The 14,031-nt window shown below is 72.3% G+C and carries 15 protein-coding genes and 5 tRNA genes; 15 read left to right on the plus strand and 5 right to left on the minus strand.

Annotation, left to right across the window (positions count from 1 at the left end):
• Positions 1-296: 296 nt before the first annotated feature.
• The 5 genes from AC07AL_RS22235 (at position 297) to AC07AL_RS22255 (ending at position 801) form a co-directional block, all read left to right on the plus strand.
• A tRNA-Gln gene (locus AC07AL_RS22235) sits at positions 297-368 on the plus strand.
• A 37-nt stretch (positions 369-405) separates the two neighbouring features.
• Positions 406-478 (plus strand) — tRNA-Glu (locus tag AC07AL_RS22240).
• 27 nt (positions 479-505) lie between these two features.
• Positions 506-578, plus strand: a tRNA-Glu gene (locus AC07AL_RS22245).
• Between the two features lie 26 nt (positions 579-604).
• Positions 605-677, plus strand: a tRNA-Glu gene (locus tag AC07AL_RS22250).
• A gap of 49 nt (positions 678-726) precedes the next feature.
• A tRNA-Gln gene (locus AC07AL_RS22255) sits at positions 727-801 on the plus strand.
• 104 nt (positions 802-905) lie between these two features.
• Here AC07AL_RS22255 and AC07AL_RS22260 read toward each other — a convergent pair.
• Positions 906-1,619, minus strand: a complete 714-nt coding sequence (locus AC07AL_RS22260) for an IclR family transcriptional regulator (protein ID WP_063347714.1) — start codon at positions 1,617-1,619, stop codon at positions 906-908.
• A 232-nt stretch (positions 1,620-1,851) separates the two neighbouring features.
• On the opposite strand from AC07AL_RS22260, the gene leuC reads away from it, so the two are divergent.
• From leuC to AC07AL_RS22280, 4 genes are all read left to right on the plus strand, one after another.
• Positions 1,852-3,288, plus strand: a complete 1,437-nt coding sequence (gene leuC, locus AC07AL_RS22265; RefSeq protein ID WP_363585715.1) for a 3-isopropylmalate dehydratase large subunit — start codon at positions 1,852-1,854, stop codon at positions 3,286-3,288.
• Between the two features lie 5 nt (positions 3,289-3,293).
• Positions 3,294-3,890, plus strand: coding sequence for a 3-isopropylmalate dehydratase small subunit (gene leuD, locus AC07AL_RS22270; protein ID WP_363585716.1), 597 nt, complete (start codon positions 3,294-3,296; stop codon positions 3,888-3,890).
• A 181-nt stretch (positions 3,891-4,071) separates the two neighbouring features.
• Positions 4,072-4,419: an SCO5555 family protein gene (locus AC07AL_RS22275; RefSeq protein ID WP_371517045.1), complete on the plus strand. Its 348-nt coding sequence runs from the start codon at positions 4,072-4,074 to the stop codon at positions 4,417-4,419.
• A 133-nt stretch (positions 4,420-4,552) separates the two neighbouring features.
• Positions 4,553-5,266, plus strand: a complete 714-nt coding sequence (locus AC07AL_RS22280; protein ID WP_350882962.1) for an HU family DNA-binding protein — start codon at positions 4,553-4,555, stop codon at positions 5,264-5,266.
• A 207-nt stretch (positions 5,267-5,473) separates the two neighbouring features.
• Here the strand turns inward: AC07AL_RS22280 and AC07AL_RS22285 are convergent, their stop codons facing one another.
• Positions 5,474-5,695 (minus strand): hypothetical protein, encoded by a 222-nt coding sequence (locus AC07AL_RS22285; RefSeq protein ID WP_063347710.1) that lies wholly within the window; start codon positions 5,693-5,695, stop codon positions 5,474-5,476.
• A 56-nt stretch (positions 5,696-5,751) separates the two neighbouring features.
• Complete coding sequence (cofC, locus tag AC07AL_RS22290) at positions 5,752-6,435, minus strand: 2-phospho-L-lactate guanylyltransferase (protein WP_363585717.1); 684 nt, start codon at positions 6,433-6,435, stop codon at positions 5,752-5,754.
• A gap of 232 nt (positions 6,436-6,667) precedes the next feature.
• Between cofC and AC07AL_RS22295 the strand changes: the two genes are divergently transcribed.
• From AC07AL_RS22295 to AC07AL_RS22305, 3 genes are all read left to right on the plus strand, one after another.
• Complete coding sequence (locus AC07AL_RS22295) at positions 6,668-7,492, plus strand: lysophospholipid acyltransferase family protein (RefSeq protein ID WP_350882958.1); 825 nt, start codon at positions 6,668-6,670, stop codon at positions 7,490-7,492.
• A 14-nt stretch (positions 7,493-7,506) separates the two neighbouring features.
• Positions 7,507-8,490: an NAD(P)H-dependent glycerol-3-phosphate dehydrogenase gene (locus AC07AL_RS22300; protein WP_079135606.1), complete on the plus strand. Its 984-nt coding sequence runs from the start codon at positions 7,507-7,509 to the stop codon at positions 8,488-8,490.
• Positions 8,491-8,620: 130 nt separating this feature from the next.
• The gene (locus tag AC07AL_RS22305) at positions 8,621-9,766 is read left to right on the plus strand and encodes a D-alanine--D-alanine ligase family protein (protein WP_400988860.1); all 1,146 of its coding nucleotides are present in this window, start codon (positions 8,621-8,623) and stop codon (positions 9,764-9,766) included.
• A 67-nt stretch (positions 9,767-9,833) separates the two neighbouring features.
• Here the strand turns inward: AC07AL_RS22305 and AC07AL_RS22310 are convergent, their stop codons facing one another.
• The gene (locus AC07AL_RS22310) at positions 9,834-10,352 is read right to left on the minus strand and encodes a DUF3515 domain-containing protein (protein ID WP_400988862.1); all 519 of its coding nucleotides are present in this window, start codon (positions 10,350-10,352) and stop codon (positions 9,834-9,836) included.
• Positions 10,353-10,372: 20 nt separating this feature from the next.
• A complete protein-coding gene (locus tag AC07AL_RS22315; protein ID WP_363375953.1) occupies positions 10,373-10,606 on the minus strand; it encodes an Lrp/AsnC family transcriptional regulator in 234 nt (77 codons plus the stop codon).
• 205 nt (positions 10,607-10,811) lie between these two features.
• On the opposite strand from AC07AL_RS22315, the gene AC07AL_RS22320 reads away from it, so the two are divergent.
• From AC07AL_RS22320 to thiD, 3 genes are all read left to right on the plus strand, one after another.
• Positions 10,812-11,777: a thiamine-phosphate kinase gene (locus AC07AL_RS22320; protein ID WP_400988864.1), complete on the plus strand. Its 966-nt coding sequence runs from the start codon at positions 10,812-10,814 to the stop codon at positions 11,775-11,777.
• Between the two features lie 196 nt (positions 11,778-11,973).
• Complete coding sequence (locus tag AC07AL_RS22325) at positions 11,974-12,999, plus strand: ATP-dependent 6-phosphofructokinase (RefSeq protein ID WP_363585719.1); 1,026 nt, start codon at positions 11,974-11,976, stop codon at positions 12,997-12,999.
• A 65-nt stretch (positions 13,000-13,064) separates the two neighbouring features.
• Positions 13,065-13,910, plus strand: a complete 846-nt coding sequence (gene thiD, locus AC07AL_RS22330; protein ID WP_400988865.1) for a bifunctional hydroxymethylpyrimidine kinase/phosphomethylpyrimidine kinase — start codon at positions 13,065-13,067, stop codon at positions 13,908-13,910.
• Positions 13,911-14,031 lie beyond the last annotated feature (121 nt).

Below are 14,031 nucleotides of genomic sequence, written 5' to 3' on the forward strand. Positions count from 1 at the left end.
CCCCCCTCCACCCCCACCCCCCCCCCCCCCCCCCCCCTCGCACCCCCCCCCCCCCCCCCCCCCCCCCCCCCCCCCCCCCCCCCCCCCCCCCCCCTGCCCGGACGTCACCGCCCGGACGTCACTGCCAGGACGCCCGGCCGCTGCCTGGGGTTATCGATTTTGGAGCCGGGGCCGGCGTCGGGTAATGTTCTTTCTGCGCCGCCCGGGAGGGAACGGACGAGGGAGCGAAACCCTCCACCCGGCCCCGAACGAGAGGCGCAACGCCTGAGAAGGCCCCGACAGGGGTTCAACTCTGGTGGGGTATGGTGTAATTGGCAGCACGAGTGATTCTGGTTCATTTAGTCTAGGTTCGAGTCCTGGTACCCCAGCGCAGTACGCAAGTCCAGCAGTACAAGTGAAGAACAAGCCCCCGTTGTGTAGCGGCCTAGCACGCTGCCCTCTCACGGCAGTAGCGCCGGTTCGAATCCGGTCGGGGGTACCGATCCCGCAAGGGATCACCTGGAAAGCCCCCGTTGTGTAGCGGCCTAGCACGCTGCCCTCTCACGGCAGTAGCGCCGGTTCGAATCCGGTCGGGGGTACTGATCCCGCAAGGGATCGCCAGGAAGCCCCCGTTGTGTAGCGGCCTAGCACGCTGCCCTCTCACGGCAGTAGCGCCGGTTCGAATCCGGTCGGGGGTACTCCAGAGCATGAAGCCGGTGGGTTATCCCATCGGCGCTTGCTTTGTGTTGGGGTATGGTGTAATTGGCAGCACGAGTGATTCTGGTTCATTTAGTCTAGGTTCGAGTCCTGGTACCCCAGCCAGAAATTGGAAGGCCCCGGTTTCCGGGGTCTTTTTTGCATTTCCCGGAGCATTCCGAAGGGCCCCGCGCGGTGGTGCTGCGCGGGGCCCTTTCCGGGTGCGGCGGTCAGCCGCGGCGGAGGGCCTCGGTGAGCCGGTTCGCGGCCTCGATGATGGCCTGGGCGTGCAGGCGGCCCGGGTGGCGGGTCAGCCGCTCGATCGGGCCGGAGACGGAGACGGAGGCCACCACGCGGTTGGAGGGGCCGCGCACGGGAGCGGAGACGGACGCGACGCCCGGCTCGCGCTCGCCGATCGACTGGGCCCAGCCGCGGCGGCGGACGCCGCTGAGCGCGGTGGCGGTGAAGCGGGCGCCCTGGAGGCCGCGGTGCAGCCGCTCGGGCTCCTCCCAGGCCAGCAGGACCTGGGCGGCCGAGCCGGCCTTCATCGGCAGGGTGCTGCCGACCGGGACGGTGTCCCGCAGACCGGAGAGCCGCTCGGCGGCGGCTACGCAGATCCGCATCTCGCCCTGGCGGCGGTAGAGCTGTGCGCTCTCGCCGGTGACGTCGCGCAGGTGGGTCAGAACCGGGCCCGCGGTGGCGAGCAGCCGGTCCTCGCCCGCCGCGGCGGAGAGTTCGGACAGACGGGGGCCGAGGATGAATCGCCCCTGCATGTCCCTGGTGACCAGACGGTGGTGTTCGAGTGCGACGGCGAGCCGGTGGGCCGTGGGGCGCGCCAGACCGGTGGCGGCGACCAGCCCCGCCAACGTGGCGGGGCCCGACTCCAGTGCGCTCAGCACCAGAGCGGCCTTGTCGAGAACGCCGACGCCGCTAGAGTTGTCCATGCGCTAAGACTGCAGTCTCATTCCGCGAGACGCAAGTTCAATCTTCCGGGAAAAGCGCCACTCTGGATGCAGCAGCCCGGGAGGCATCCAGGATGCGACCTCACCAGAGTGTCCGCATCGTGGACAGCGATCCGGCGTGCAGGTCGCGAGAACGCGCCCGCCACAGGGCGGCGGGAGCTCCGACCTCGACGACACGAGAAGGCCGGCAACGCGGCCGGCTGGAGGGAATCCGATGGGACGGACACTCGCAGAGAAGGTCTGGGACGACCACGTCGTGCGGCGCGCGGAGGGAGAGCCCGACCTGCTCTTCATCGACCTCCACCTGCTCCACGAGGTGACCAGCCCGCAGGCCTTCGACGGGCTGCGGCTGGCCGGCCGGACGGTCCGCCGCACCGATCTGACGATCGCCACCGAGGATCACAACACCCCCACCGTGGACATCGACAAGCCGATCGCCGACCCGGTGTCCAAGGTGCAGCTGGAGACGCTGCGCCGCAACGCCGCCGAGTTCGGTGTCCGGATCCACTCGCTCGGCGACATCGAGCAGGGCGTCGTGCACGTGGTCGGCCCGCAGCTGGGCCTGACCCAGCCCGGCATGACCGTGGTCTGCGGCGACTCCCACACCTCGACCCACGGCGCCTTCGGCGCACTGGCGTTCGGCATCGGCACCAGCCAGGTCGAGCACGTGCTGGCCACCCAGACGCTGCCGCTGGCGCCGTTCCGGACTATGGCCGTCACGGTCGAGGGCGAGCTGCCCGAGGGCGTCACCGCCAAGGACCTGATCCTGGCCGTGATCGCCAAGATCGGCACCGGCGGCGGCCAGGGATACGTCCTGGAGTACCGCGGTTCGGCGATCCGGGGCCTGTCCATGGAGGCCCGGATGACCATCTGCAACATGTCCATCGAGGCCGGCGCCCGGGCGGGCATGATCGCCCCGGACGAGACCACCTTCGGCTACCTCAAGGGCCGTCCGCACGCCCCGCAGGGCGAGGACTGGGACGCCGCCGTCGCGTACTGGTCGACCCTGGGCACCGACGAGGACGCGGTCTTCGACCACGAGATCTTCGTCGACGCGGCCGCGCTGACCCCGTTCGTCACCTGGGGCACCAACCCCGGCCAGGGCGCCCCGCTGGGCTCCGACGTGCCGGACCCGGCCTCCTTCGCCGACCCGCAGGAGCGCGCGGCCGCCGAGAACGCCCTCGCCTACATGGGCCTGGAGGCCGGCACCCCGCTGCGCGAGGTCACCGTCGACGCCGTCTTCGTCGGCTCCTGCACCAACGGCCGGATCGAGGACCTGCGCGCCGCCGCCGCCGTCGTGGAGGGCCGCCGGATCGCCGACGGCGTACGGATGCTCGTCGTCCCCGGCTCCGTCCGGGTCGCCCTGCAAGCCGTGGAGGAGGGCCTGGACAAGGTGTTCACCGCGGCCGGCGCCGAGTGGCGCCACGCGGGCTGCTCGATGTGCCTGGGCATGAACCCCGACCAGCTCGCCCCCGGGGAGCGCTGCGCCTCCACCTCGAACCGCAACTTCGAGGGTCGGCAGGGCAAGGGTGGCCGGACCCACCTGGTGTCCCCGCAGGTCGCCGCCGCGACCGCCGTCCTGGGCCGTCTGGCCGCACCGTCCGATCTGCCCTCCGACCTGGCGGACACCAACGTGGCTGTGGAGGCCTGAGAACCATGGAGAAGTTCACCACCCACACCGGCCGGGCCGTTCCGCTGCGGCGCTCGAACGTGGACACCGACCAGATCATCCCGGCCCACTGGCTCAAGAAGGTCACCCGTTCCGGTTTCGAGGGCGGCCTTTTCGAGGCCTGGCGCAAGGACGAGTCGTTCATCCTCAACCAGCCCGAGCGGCAGGGCGCCACGGTCCTGGTGGCCGGCCCGGAGTTCGGCACCGGCTCCTCCCGCGAGCACGCCGTCTGGGCGCTGCAGAACTACGGCTTCCACGCGGTCATCTCGTCGCGCTTCGCGGACATCTTCCGTGGGAATTCCCTGAAGAACGGACTGCTGACGGTCGTCCTGCCGCAAGAGACCGTGGAACAGCTCTGGGCGCTCACCGAGAGTAACCCTTCGGCCGAGATCACCGTTGATCTGGAAGCCCGCGAAGTCCGGGCCGAGGGCGTCACCGCGTCTTTCGAACTGGACGACAACGTCCGGTGGCGGCTGCTCAACGGGCTGGACGACATCAGCATCACCCTGCGGAACGAGGCCGACATCGCGGCCTTCGAAGCGACCCGTCCGACCTTCAAGCCCCGTACTCTGCCGGTTGCCTGAGATCCCCTCAGAACAAGCATTCTGGCGATCCACCGGATGGCCCGCCTCCCCTTCGGGGGGGCGGGCCATCCGCCGTTCCGGAGCACGAGTTAGCGCCGCGGCCCACCCCGGATTGCCCATTTGGCTTTGCCGGAGAGGGCCCCGCGCAAGTACAACTGCGGGTAGATGGCACAATCAGTACATGCACCGGCACCATGAACCTCCGTACGCGGGCGGCGAACCCGCGGCTCCGGAGTCCGTGGGCCGGGGATCCGAACGCCGAATTGACGATCGGCCGGACGTCGCCTCCGCACCAGCTGAGGGGCCGGACGACCAGGAAGTCGCAGCGCTCTACGCGCTTGTGGCCGAGCGGTTGAAGCAAGCTCACGCCCGCGTGCATGCGCTGAACGTGTCTGCCGATGCAAAGACCGCTCTCTCCCGTCAACTCCTCATCGTCACCGAGACCGCCAAGCGCGATCTTCCGGAGGCGGCAAGGCGGTTGAGTCGCTTTGTACATGACCTCGACGAGGGGCGCCCGCCCGTCGCCTGAGGTCGCCGACGCGCAAATCCATTGCGACACTAGGGTGATTCGCGCGTTTGGTAATTGAAAGTCCGCAGATACATACCTAACGTGCGAAAAGAACGGATGGAATCATCCGGCGCCCGTTTCCGAAGGGGAAGACGTGAACAAGGCTCAGCTTGTCGAAGCGGTGGCCGAGCAGCTGGGCGGTCGCAAGGCTGCCGCAGAGGCCGTCGACGCAGTGCTCGACACCATGGTCCGTGCCGTTGTGGCCGGTGACCGGGTTTCGGTCACTGGTTTCGGCACCTTCGAGAAGGTGGAGCGCTCCGCGCGCTTCGCCCGCAACCCGCAGACCGGCGAGAAGGTCAAGGTCAAGAAGACCTCGGTGCCCCGCTTCCGTCCCGGCCAGGGCTTCAAGGACCTGGTCAGCGGCAGCAAGAAGCTGCCGAAGGAAGGCCCCTCGGTGAAGAAGGCCCCCAAGGGCTCCCTCACCCCGGGCAAGAGCGGCGTCGCCGCCACCCCGGCCGCCAAGCGCGCCGCCACCAAGCGTGCCGCCACGGCCGCCGCCGCCGCTCCGGCCAAGAAGGCCGCCGCCAAGAAGACGGCGACCACGGCCGCGGCCAAGAAGGCGACCACCACCGCCGCCGCGAAGAAGGCGACCGCCACCAAGAAGGCGACCACCACCGCCGCCGCGAAGAAGACCACCGCGACCGCGACCAAGAAGACGGCCGCCGCCGCCAAGAAGGCGACCACCACCGCCGCCGCCAAGAAGACCACCGCGACCGCCAAGAAGGCGACCGCGACGGCCAAGAAGACGGCTCCGGCGAAGAAGACCGCCACCCGCAAGACCACCGCGCGCAAGACCTCTGCCAAGTAGTCCCGCGCAGCGGTCCTCGGACGGCCTTCGGCAGAGAGCCGCGGCACCCCCCCTCCGTGAATTGCGGAGACCGGGTCGCCGCGGCTCTTTCGATTTCCGGGCGCTTAGTCAGGATTCTGCGACCGACGGTGACCAGGCACGGAACGCGGCGGCGGGCGTGCCGGACGGCGGGGGAGGACCAGCGGGGGGACGGTCAGCGGAGGACGGTCAGCCCGCGGCCGGGTCGGGGAAGGTCTGCAGCGTCACGAAGACCACCCGGCGGGCCTCGCCGGCGCCCTCGGTGCGGATCCGCACCCGCTGGCCCGGTCGCAGCAGCCGCAGACCGCCGGCGTCGAAGGCGGCCGCGTCGAACGGCACCGGGGTCCCGTCGTCGAGCAGCACGGAGCCGGCCCGGGTGGCGGGGTCGAAGGTGAACGCGGTGGCCTGCATGGCAGCAGCATAGCGAGCGGCCCCGGCCGACCGGGCGGCGTCCCGCGGGGCGCCGGTCAGGCCCGCGCCAGCCGGGCGAACAGGACGCTGGTGTACGGGCCGAGGCCGAGCGCCGCGGCCTCGCCGAGGTCCGCGCCGGTGTCGACGTCCCGGCGCACCGACTCCACGTCCGCCAGGCGAAGTTCGAGTGCTCCGCCGGCCGCGTGCCGGGCCCGCGAGCCGTCCCCGAAGGCGGGCGAGAGCGGGCGGCCGGGGGTACAGGCGAGCAGCGTGGTGCCGAGGCCTGGGGAGTCCGGCAGGAAGGCCCGGCCGTCCGGCGGCACCGCGCCCAGCACCCGGGCCAGTTCGACCGGGCGCAGGGCCGGCAGGTCCGCCGAGAGGGCGGCCAGCGGCGAGCGCGGGGCGAGCGCCAGGGCGGCCGCCGTGCCGTGCACCAGCGCCTCGTTGAGGCCCTCGCCGGGTTCGTCGGCGACCACCACCGCGCCCAGTGCCGCCAGCCGGGCGCCGGCCGCCGCGTCCCGGGTGACCACCAGGACCCGGGCGACGCCCGGGGTGGCCAGTGCGGCGGTGGCGGTGTCGAGCGCGAAGGACAGCGCGAGGTCCGCCCGGTGCGGCCCGGCGTACGGGGCCAGTCGGCTCTTCGCGAGGGCGAGCGGCTTGAGCGGCAGCACCAGCGACCAGTCGGTGGCGGGTGCGGGGGGCGCGACGGGCCCGTTGGGGCGTACGGTGTCCTGGGTCATCGGCGTCATTGTGACGCCGGTCCCGGAGCCCTCGCCAGGCCGTCCGATCTGTGCGGACGTGCGTTTGATCACGCCTGCCGGGCGGGTTGGTGCGGTCGCTCGACAGCCGGTGAGCAGCCGGGCGAGACTGTTCCGCGCCCGTCACCCGGGCACCGGTCCCGTACCGGTGCGCGGCACCGGGAGGTTATGACCGCGGCACCCCACGTGCCGCTTCGGATGAGGAGGACCTGGGGTGGCCCGCCGCTCGTACGCCAAGTTCGGCAACGCCGACTACGGCATCTGGTACCGCTTCGCGGCCGTGCTGGTGAAGCCGGTGACGACCGCGCTGGTGAAGCCCGACTGGCGGGGCTGGGAGCACCTTCCGAAGGAAGGCGGCTTCATCGCCGCGGTGAACCACAATTCGATCATCGACCCGGTGATCTACGCGCACTGGCAGTACAACAGCGGCCGTCCGCCGCGCATTCTCGGCAAGTCCTCGCTGTTCTCGATTCCCTTCATCGGATTCATGCTGCGCAAGACCGGCCAGATTCCGGTGTTCCGCGAGTCCACCGATGCCGCGCAGGCTTTCCGGGCCGCTATCGACGCCGTCAACGGCGGCCAGTGCGTGCAGTTCTACCCGGAGGGCACGCTCACCCGGGACCCGGACCTGTGGCCGATGACCGGCAAGAGCGGCGTCGCCCGGGTCGCGCTGATGACCGGCGCGCCGGTCATCCCGGTCGCACACTGGGGAGCGCACGAGATCATCCCGCCGTACGGCCGTCCGGGCTTCGGGAAGGGCAAGTTCAACCTCTTCCCGCGCCACCGGGTCACCGTGGCGGCGGGGCCCGCGGTGGACCTGAGCAAGTACCGGGGCCAGGAGCTCACCGCCCAGGTGCTCAACGACGCCACCGAGGACATCATGACGGCGATCACCGCCGTGCTGGCCGACGTCCGCGGCGAGGAGCCGCCGGCCGAGCGCTACGACATGCGCAAGGCCGCCCGGAACCGCGCCGCCGCGGCCGCCGCCGAACGCCGGCGCGCCAAGGGCGGCAACGACGACGAGGAGGGCGGCCGGTGACCCGCTGCGCAGTGATGGGGACGGGCTCCTGGGGCACCGCCTTCGCGATGGTGCTGGCCGACGCGGGCAGCGACGTCGTCCTGTGGGCCCGCCGCCAGGAACTCGTCGACGCCATCAACACCACGCACGAGAACCCGGACTACCTGCCGGGCGTGCCGCTGCCGGGCTCCGTCCGGGCCACCACCGACGCCGCCGAGGCGCTGGCCGGCGCCGACTTCGCCGTCCTGGTGGTGCCCTCGCAGACGCTGCGCGACAACCTGGCCGCCTGGACGCCGCTGATCGAGCCGCAGACCGTGCTGGTGAGCCTGATGAAGGGCATCGAACTCGGCACGGCCAAGCGGATGAGCGAGGTGATCGACGAGGTCACCAAGGTCGGCCCGGAGCGCGTCGCGGTGGTCAGCGGGCCCAACCTGGCCCGGGAGATCGCCAACCGGCAGCCCGCCGCCAGCGTCGTCGCCTGCGCGGACGAGGCGGTCGCCAAGCGGCTCCAGGCGGCCTGCCACACGCCGTACTTCCGCCCGTACACCAACACCGACGTGCTGGGCTGCGAGCTCGGCGGGGCGGTCAAGAACGTGATCGGCCTGGCGGTCGGCATGGCGGCCGGCATGGGGCTCGGCGACAACACCAAGGCGACGCTGATCACCCGCGGGCTGGCCGAGACCACCCGGCTCGGCGAGGTGCTCGGCGCCGACCCGCACACCTTCGCCGGGCTCGCCGGGATGGGCGACCTGGTCGCCACCTGCTCCTCGCCGCTGTCGCGCAACAACACCTTCGGCATGAACCTGGGCCGGGGCATGTCGCTCGCGGAGACCATCGCGGCGACCCGGCAGACCGCGGAGGGCGTCAAGTCCTGCGAGTCGGTGCTCGACCTGGCCCGGCGCAACGGCGTCGACATGCCGATCGTCGAGGCGGTGGTGGATGTCGTGCACAACGGGCGGCCCACCCAGGAGGCGCTCCAGGCCCTGATGTCCCGTTCGGCGAAGGCCGAGCGGCGCTGAGCGGTGCCGAGCGGTGCCGAGCGGTGCCGAGCGGTGCCGAGCGGCGCTGACGGCGAGGCGGTGGTCCGGGGCGGTGGTCGGGGGCGGCTGACGCCCCGGAAACCCTTCGCACGGTAGTCTCAAACCCGATATGAGCATCGAACAGTCCTCCCCGAACCCGTCCGCTGCGAAGCCGCGCGTCGCGCTGGTCTTCGGCGGACGCAGCTCCGAGCACGGCGTCTCGGTGGTCACCGCCGGCAGCGTGCTCAAGGCGATCGACCGCGAGAAGTACGAGGTGCTCCCGATCGGGATCACCCCCGAGGGCCGCTGGGCGCTGGTCAGCGACGAGCCCGCCCGGATGGCGATCACCGACGGCCGGATGCCGGACGTCCCGGGCGTCGCCGAGTCCGTGGACGGGCAGGTCGCGCTGCCGATCGCCCCGGGCGACCGGGAGGTCGTCCTGAGCGAGCCGGGGAGCACCCCCAAGGCCCTCGGCGAGGTCGACGTGGTGTTCCCGCTGCTGCACGGCCCCTGGGGAGAGGACGGCACCCTGCAAGGCCTGCTGGAGCTGTCCGGCGTGCCCTACGTCGGCAACGGCGTACTGTCCAGCGCGGTCGGCATGGACAAGGAGTTCACCAAGCGGATCCTGGCCTCGCACGGCCTGGGCGTCGGCCGGTACACCATCGTGCGGCCGCGCGACTGGGAGAGCGAGGCCGGCCGCGCCGCGGTGCGCGAGCTGGCCGCCGAGCTCGGCCTGCCGCTGTTCGTGAAGCCCTGCCGGGCCGGCTCCAGCATGGGCATCACCAAGGTCAAGGACCTCGCCGACCTCGACGCCGCGATCGAGGAGGCCCGCCGGCACGACCCCAAGCTGATCATCGAGGCCGGCGTGAGCGGCCGCGAGATCGAGTGCGGCGTGCTGGAGACCGAGGACGGCCCGAAGGCCAGCCTCCCGGCCGAGGTGCTGGTCGGCGACGGCTTCGACTTCTACGACTTCGAGGCCAAGTACATCGACTCGTCCGAGGTGCAGATCCCGGCGAAGCTCGACGACGAGCAGACCGCCGAGATCCGCCGCCAGGCGGTGGCCGCGTTCGACGCGCTCGGCTGCGAGGGCCTGGCCCGGGTGGACTTCTTCCTGCTGGAGGACGGCACCTGGATGGTCAACGAGATCAACACCATGCCCGGCTTCACCCCGATCTCGGCCTACCCGAAGATGTGGGAGGCCACCGGGCTGTCCTACCCGGAGCTGATCGACCGGCTGCTCCAGGCGGCGCTGCGCCGCTCGACCGGCCTGCGGTAGCCGCGCGCGAACGACGGAGGGCGGGCCGGGAAGCTCCCGGCCCGCCCTCCTCGGCGCGCTCGCGGGCTCAGCCCGGGACGGTGGCCTTCACCGCGCCGGTGAGGGCGGCGGCCGGGTCGAAGGGGTTGGCCGAGGCACCGGCCGGGACGGTCACCTCGACGTAGGCGGCGCGCATGGTCGTCACGAAGCGGTAGCCGCCGTCGGTGAGCTTCTGCGACCACCAGGTGACGTCGTCCACGGTCGGCGACCAGTCCTTGGCGTGCTCGCCGTCCAGTTCCTCCGGACGGTCGATGCCGCAACGCAGCACCGTGCGGGGCGAGCTGGCCCACGCGGCCACGTACGGCGAGGCGGGCGACGGGTCCTTGCGGGCGTGGCCGAGCAGCTCCTGCGGCAGGGCCGCGGCCAGCGCGCGGCAGTACTCGGCCGCCTTGCCGCCCGGCCGGGGGGCCGCCACCGATTCGTCGGCGGAGCCCCAACTGCCGAGCAGCACGACGACCGTGCAGGTCAGGGCGAGCGGCAGGGCCAGCCAGCGGACGGGCGCCGGCAGTGCCGTCAGCGCCCGTGGGATTCGGAGTTCTCTGGCCACCCGCCGATGGTAGCCGGGTCTTACAGGTGCACCACCGGACAGGTGAGGGTGCGGGTGATGCCCTCGACCTGCTGGACCTTGGCCACCACCAGGCGGCCCAGGTCGTCCACGGTGTCGGCCTCGGCCCGGACGATGACGTCGTACGGGCCGGTGACGTCCTCGGCCTGGAGGACGCCGGGAATCTCGGAGATCGACTGGGCCACGGCGGTGGCCTTGCCGACCTCGGTCTGGATCAGGATGTATGCCTGTACCACGGGGACCTCCGGCGGCCGGTTACGGGGATCGCCGCCGTGATCGCCCGGACGGTCGTCGGGGTGGGAACGGGCTCACCGGCAGTCTGATCACCACGCTACCGCGCGGTGGGCCGGGGAGGGGAGACCCCGACACCCCGGAAGGGCGTACGCTGCGCGCGGGGGCGCGACGGGGACGAGTTCAGATGGACATGCGAGAGGACGGCAGATGCAGGGGACCGTGGGCGAGCTCGGCGAGTTCGGTCTCATCAGGGAGCTGACCGCCCGGGTGTCGCTCACCGACGCGGTGGACCTCGGCCCCGGTGACGACGCCGCGGTGGTGAAGGCCCCGGACGGCCGGGTGGTGGCCACCACGGACGTCCTGATCGAGAACCGGCACTTCCGCCGGGACTGGTCCACCGCCTACGACGTGGGCCGCAAGGCCGCCGCCCAGAACCTCGCCGACGTGGCCGCCATGGGAGCGGTGCCCACCGCGATACTGCTCGGCCTGGTCGCCCCCGCCGACCTGCCCACCACCTGGGCCACCGAGCTGATGGACGGGCTGCGCGACGAGTGCCAGGTGGCCGGGGCGACGGTGGTCGGCGGCGACGTGGTGCGCGGCGACACCGTCACGCTGGCCATCACGGCGCTCGGGGACCTCCAGGGGCGCGCGCCGGTGACGCGCGCCGGCGCGCAGGTCGGCGACGTGGTCGCGGTGACCGGCTGGCTCGGCTGGTCGGCCGCCGGACTCACCGTGCTGCAACGCGGCTTCCGCTCCCCGCGCGCCTTCGTCGAGGCGCACCGCCGGCCCGAGCCGCCGTACCACGCGGGCCCGGGCGGCGCCGAGTTGGGCGCGACCTCGATGATCGACGTGAGCGACGGACTGGTCGCCGACCTCGGCCACGTGGCCCGGGCCAGCGCGGTGGACATCGACCTGAAGGCCGCCGACTTCGACGTCCCGGCGCAGATGGCCGACATCGGACAGGCGGTCGGGGTGGACCCGCTGGTCTGGGTGCTGTCCGGCGGCGAGGACCACGCGATCGTGGCGACCTTCCCGCGCGGGGTCCAACTCCCGGCCCGCTGGCGGGTGGTGGGCGAGGTGACCGGCCGCCCCCGGGGCAGCCGCAGCGGCCGGGTGACGGTGGACGGCGCGCCCTGGGACCGGGTCGGCGGCTGGGACCACTTCGCCGAGTGACGGGCGGCCGCGCCGATTGTCGTACGGCACACGGCGGGTGACCCCCGGACACCGGCGCGCGGCGGGCGGCGCGTGACCCCCGGACTCGCGGCGCACGGGCTTCGCGGGTCCGTTTTGCGTAGGCTGGCGACAACCGAGCCCGCCCGCCGTCTGGTGTGGGTGGTCTGAACCACTGCGAGCGGGAGCGCACCCAGTCATGCGTATCGGTGTACTGACCAGCGGCGGCGACTGCCCCGGCCTCAACGCGGTGATCCGCTCCGTCGTGCACCGGGGCACGGACGTGCACGGCGACGAGATCGTCGGCATCCTGGACGGCTTCCTCGGCCTGATCGAAGGCCGCACCCGGCCGGTCTCGCACGACGACGTCACCGGCCTGCTCACCCTCGGCGGCACCGTCCTGGGCTCCGCCCGGGTGCAGCGCGAGCGGATCTCCTGGGCGGTGGAGAACGCGAGGACGCTGGCCCGGGACATCGGCATCGACGCGCTCATCGCGATCGGCGGCGAGGGCACGCTGACCGCCGCCAGGCTGTTCAGCGACGCCGGACTGCCGGTCGTCGGGGTGCCCAAGACCATCGACAACGACATCAACGCCACCGACGCCACCTTCGGCTTCGACACCGCGGTGCACGTCGCGACCGAGGCGATCGACCGGCTCAAGACCACCGCGGAATCCCACCAGCGCGTCATGGTGGTCGAGTTGATGGGACGTCACACCGGCTGGATCACCCTCACCGCGGGCATGGCCGGCGGCGCGCACGGCATCCTCATCCCGGAGAAGCCCTTCGACATCGAGGCGGTGGCCCGGATGGTCGACGACCGCTTCGACCGCGGCAAGAAGTTCGCCATCATCGCCGTCGCGGAGGGCGCCGCCCCGCTGCCCGGCACCATGCGCTTCGACCACGGCGAGGTCGACCAGTACGGCCACCGGACCTTCGGCGGGATCGGCAACCGGCTCGCCCACGAACTGGAGAACCTGCTCGGCAAGGAGGCCCGCCCGGTCATCCTCGGGCACACCCAGCGCGGCGGCACCCCGACCGCCCGGGACCGCGTGCTCGCCACCCGCTTCGGCTGGCACGCCGTCGAGGCCGTCCACCAGGGCGCGTTCGGCCACTTCACCGCGCTGCGCCGGACCGGGATCGAGCTGGTGCCGATCGCCGACGCGGTGACCAGGCTGAAGACGGTGCCGGAGGACCGCTGGGTGGAGTCCGAGGCCGTGCTCTGAGGCCGTGCTCTGGTCGCGCGCAGGTAGGGTGCCGCGCTCCGAACGCGCGCAGGTAGGTTGACCTCATGGCCCACCCGTCTCCCACCCCCGCCCCTGGCCGACGCGCTGCGCGCGGCCCCGCCACCGCCCCTCCCCGCGTGCTCACCGTCGCCGGCTCCGACTCCGGCGGTGGCGCCGGCATCCAGGCCGACCTCAAGGCGATGCTCGCTCTCGGCGTCCACGGCATGAGCGTGATCACCGCCGTCACCGCGCAGAACTCGCTCGGCGTCCAGGGCTACTGGGAGCTGCCCGCCGAGGCCGTCCGGGCGCAGTTCCGCAGCGTGGTCGACGACATCGGGGTGCAGGCCGTGAAGACCGGCATGCTCGCCTCGATCGAACTGGTCGAGACCGTCTCCGAACTGCTGGCCGGGGTGGACGCCCCGGTGGTCGTCGACCCGGTCGGCGTCTCCAAGCACGGGGACGCCCTGCTGGCCGCCGAGGCCGTCGCCACCGTCCGCGAGCGGCTGCTGCCGGTCGCCACCCTGGCCACCCCCAACCTGCACGAAGTGACCCAGCTCACCGGCCGGACGGTCGAGGGCGAGGGGCAGATGCTGGACGCCGCCAAGGCGTTGCTCGACCTCGGGCCGCGCTGGGCGCTGGTCAAGGGCGGCCACCTGGAGGGTGAGGCCGCGGACCTGCTCTACGGCGGGCCCGGCGAGGTGCACTGGTACCGGGCGCCGCGCTACGACAACCGGCACACCCACGGCACCGGTTGCACCCTGGCCAGCGCGATCGCGGCCGGGCTGGCCAAGGGCGAGTCGCTGCCGGAGGCGGTCGGCTCGGCCAAGGCCTACATCACCGGCGCGATCGCCGGCGGCTTCGCGCTCGGTGCCGGGATCGGCCCGGTCGACCACGCCTGGCGCTGGCGCTGACCCGGCCGGGGGGGGGGGGGGGGGGGGGACCACCCCCCACCAAGCCGGCGGGGGGAAAAAGGGGGGGGGGGGGGAGGGGGGGAGGGAGAGGGGAGGGAGAGGGGCGGGGAGAAAAAAAAAG

The sequence above is a fragment of the Kitasatospora sp. NPDC043949 genome, from assembly GCF_056435365.1.

Excerpts from the sequence above, each read along its gene's own strand:
- AC07AL_RS22260 (WP_063347714.1), bottom strand. The coding sequence starts at position 1,619 with ATGGACAACTCTAGCGGCGTCGGCGTTCTCGACAAGGCCGCTCTGGTG.
- cofC (WP_363585717.1), bottom strand. The coding sequence starts at position 6,435 with ATGACCCAGGACACCGTACGCCCCAACGGGCCCGTCGCGCCCCCCGCA.
- leuC (WP_363585715.1), top strand. The coding sequence starts at position 1,852 with ATGGGACGGACACTCGCAGAGAAGGTCTGGGACGACCACGTCGTGCGG.
- thiD (WP_400988865.1), top strand. The coding sequence starts at position 13,065 with ATGGCCCACCCGTCTCCCACCCCCGCCCCTGGCCGACGCGCTGCGCGC.
- AC07AL_RS22320 (WP_400988864.1), top strand. The coding sequence starts at position 10,812 with ATGCAGGGGACCGTGGGCGAGCTCGGCGAGTTCGGTCTCATCAGGGAG.
- AC07AL_RS22275 (WP_371517045.1), top strand. The coding sequence starts at position 4,072 with ATGCACCGGCACCATGAACCTCCGTACGCGGGCGGCGAACCCGCGGCT.
- AC07AL_RS22285 (WP_063347710.1), bottom strand. The coding sequence starts at position 5,695 with ATGCAGGCCACCGCGTTCACCTTCGACCCCGCCACCCGGGCCGGCTCC.
- AC07AL_RS22300 (WP_079135606.1), top strand. The coding sequence starts at position 7,507 with ATGGGGACGGGCTCCTGGGGCACCGCCTTCGCGATGGTGCTGGCCGAC.
- AC07AL_RS22305 (WP_400988860.1), top strand. The coding sequence starts at position 8,621 with ATGAGCATCGAACAGTCCTCCCCGAACCCGTCCGCTGCGAAGCCGCGC.
- leuD (WP_363585716.1), top strand. The coding sequence starts at position 3,294 with ATGGAGAAGTTCACCACCCACACCGGCCGGGCCGTTCCGCTGCGGCGC.
- AC07AL_RS22325 (WP_363585719.1), top strand. The coding sequence starts at position 11,974 with ATGCGTATCGGTGTACTGACCAGCGGCGGCGACTGCCCCGGCCTCAAC.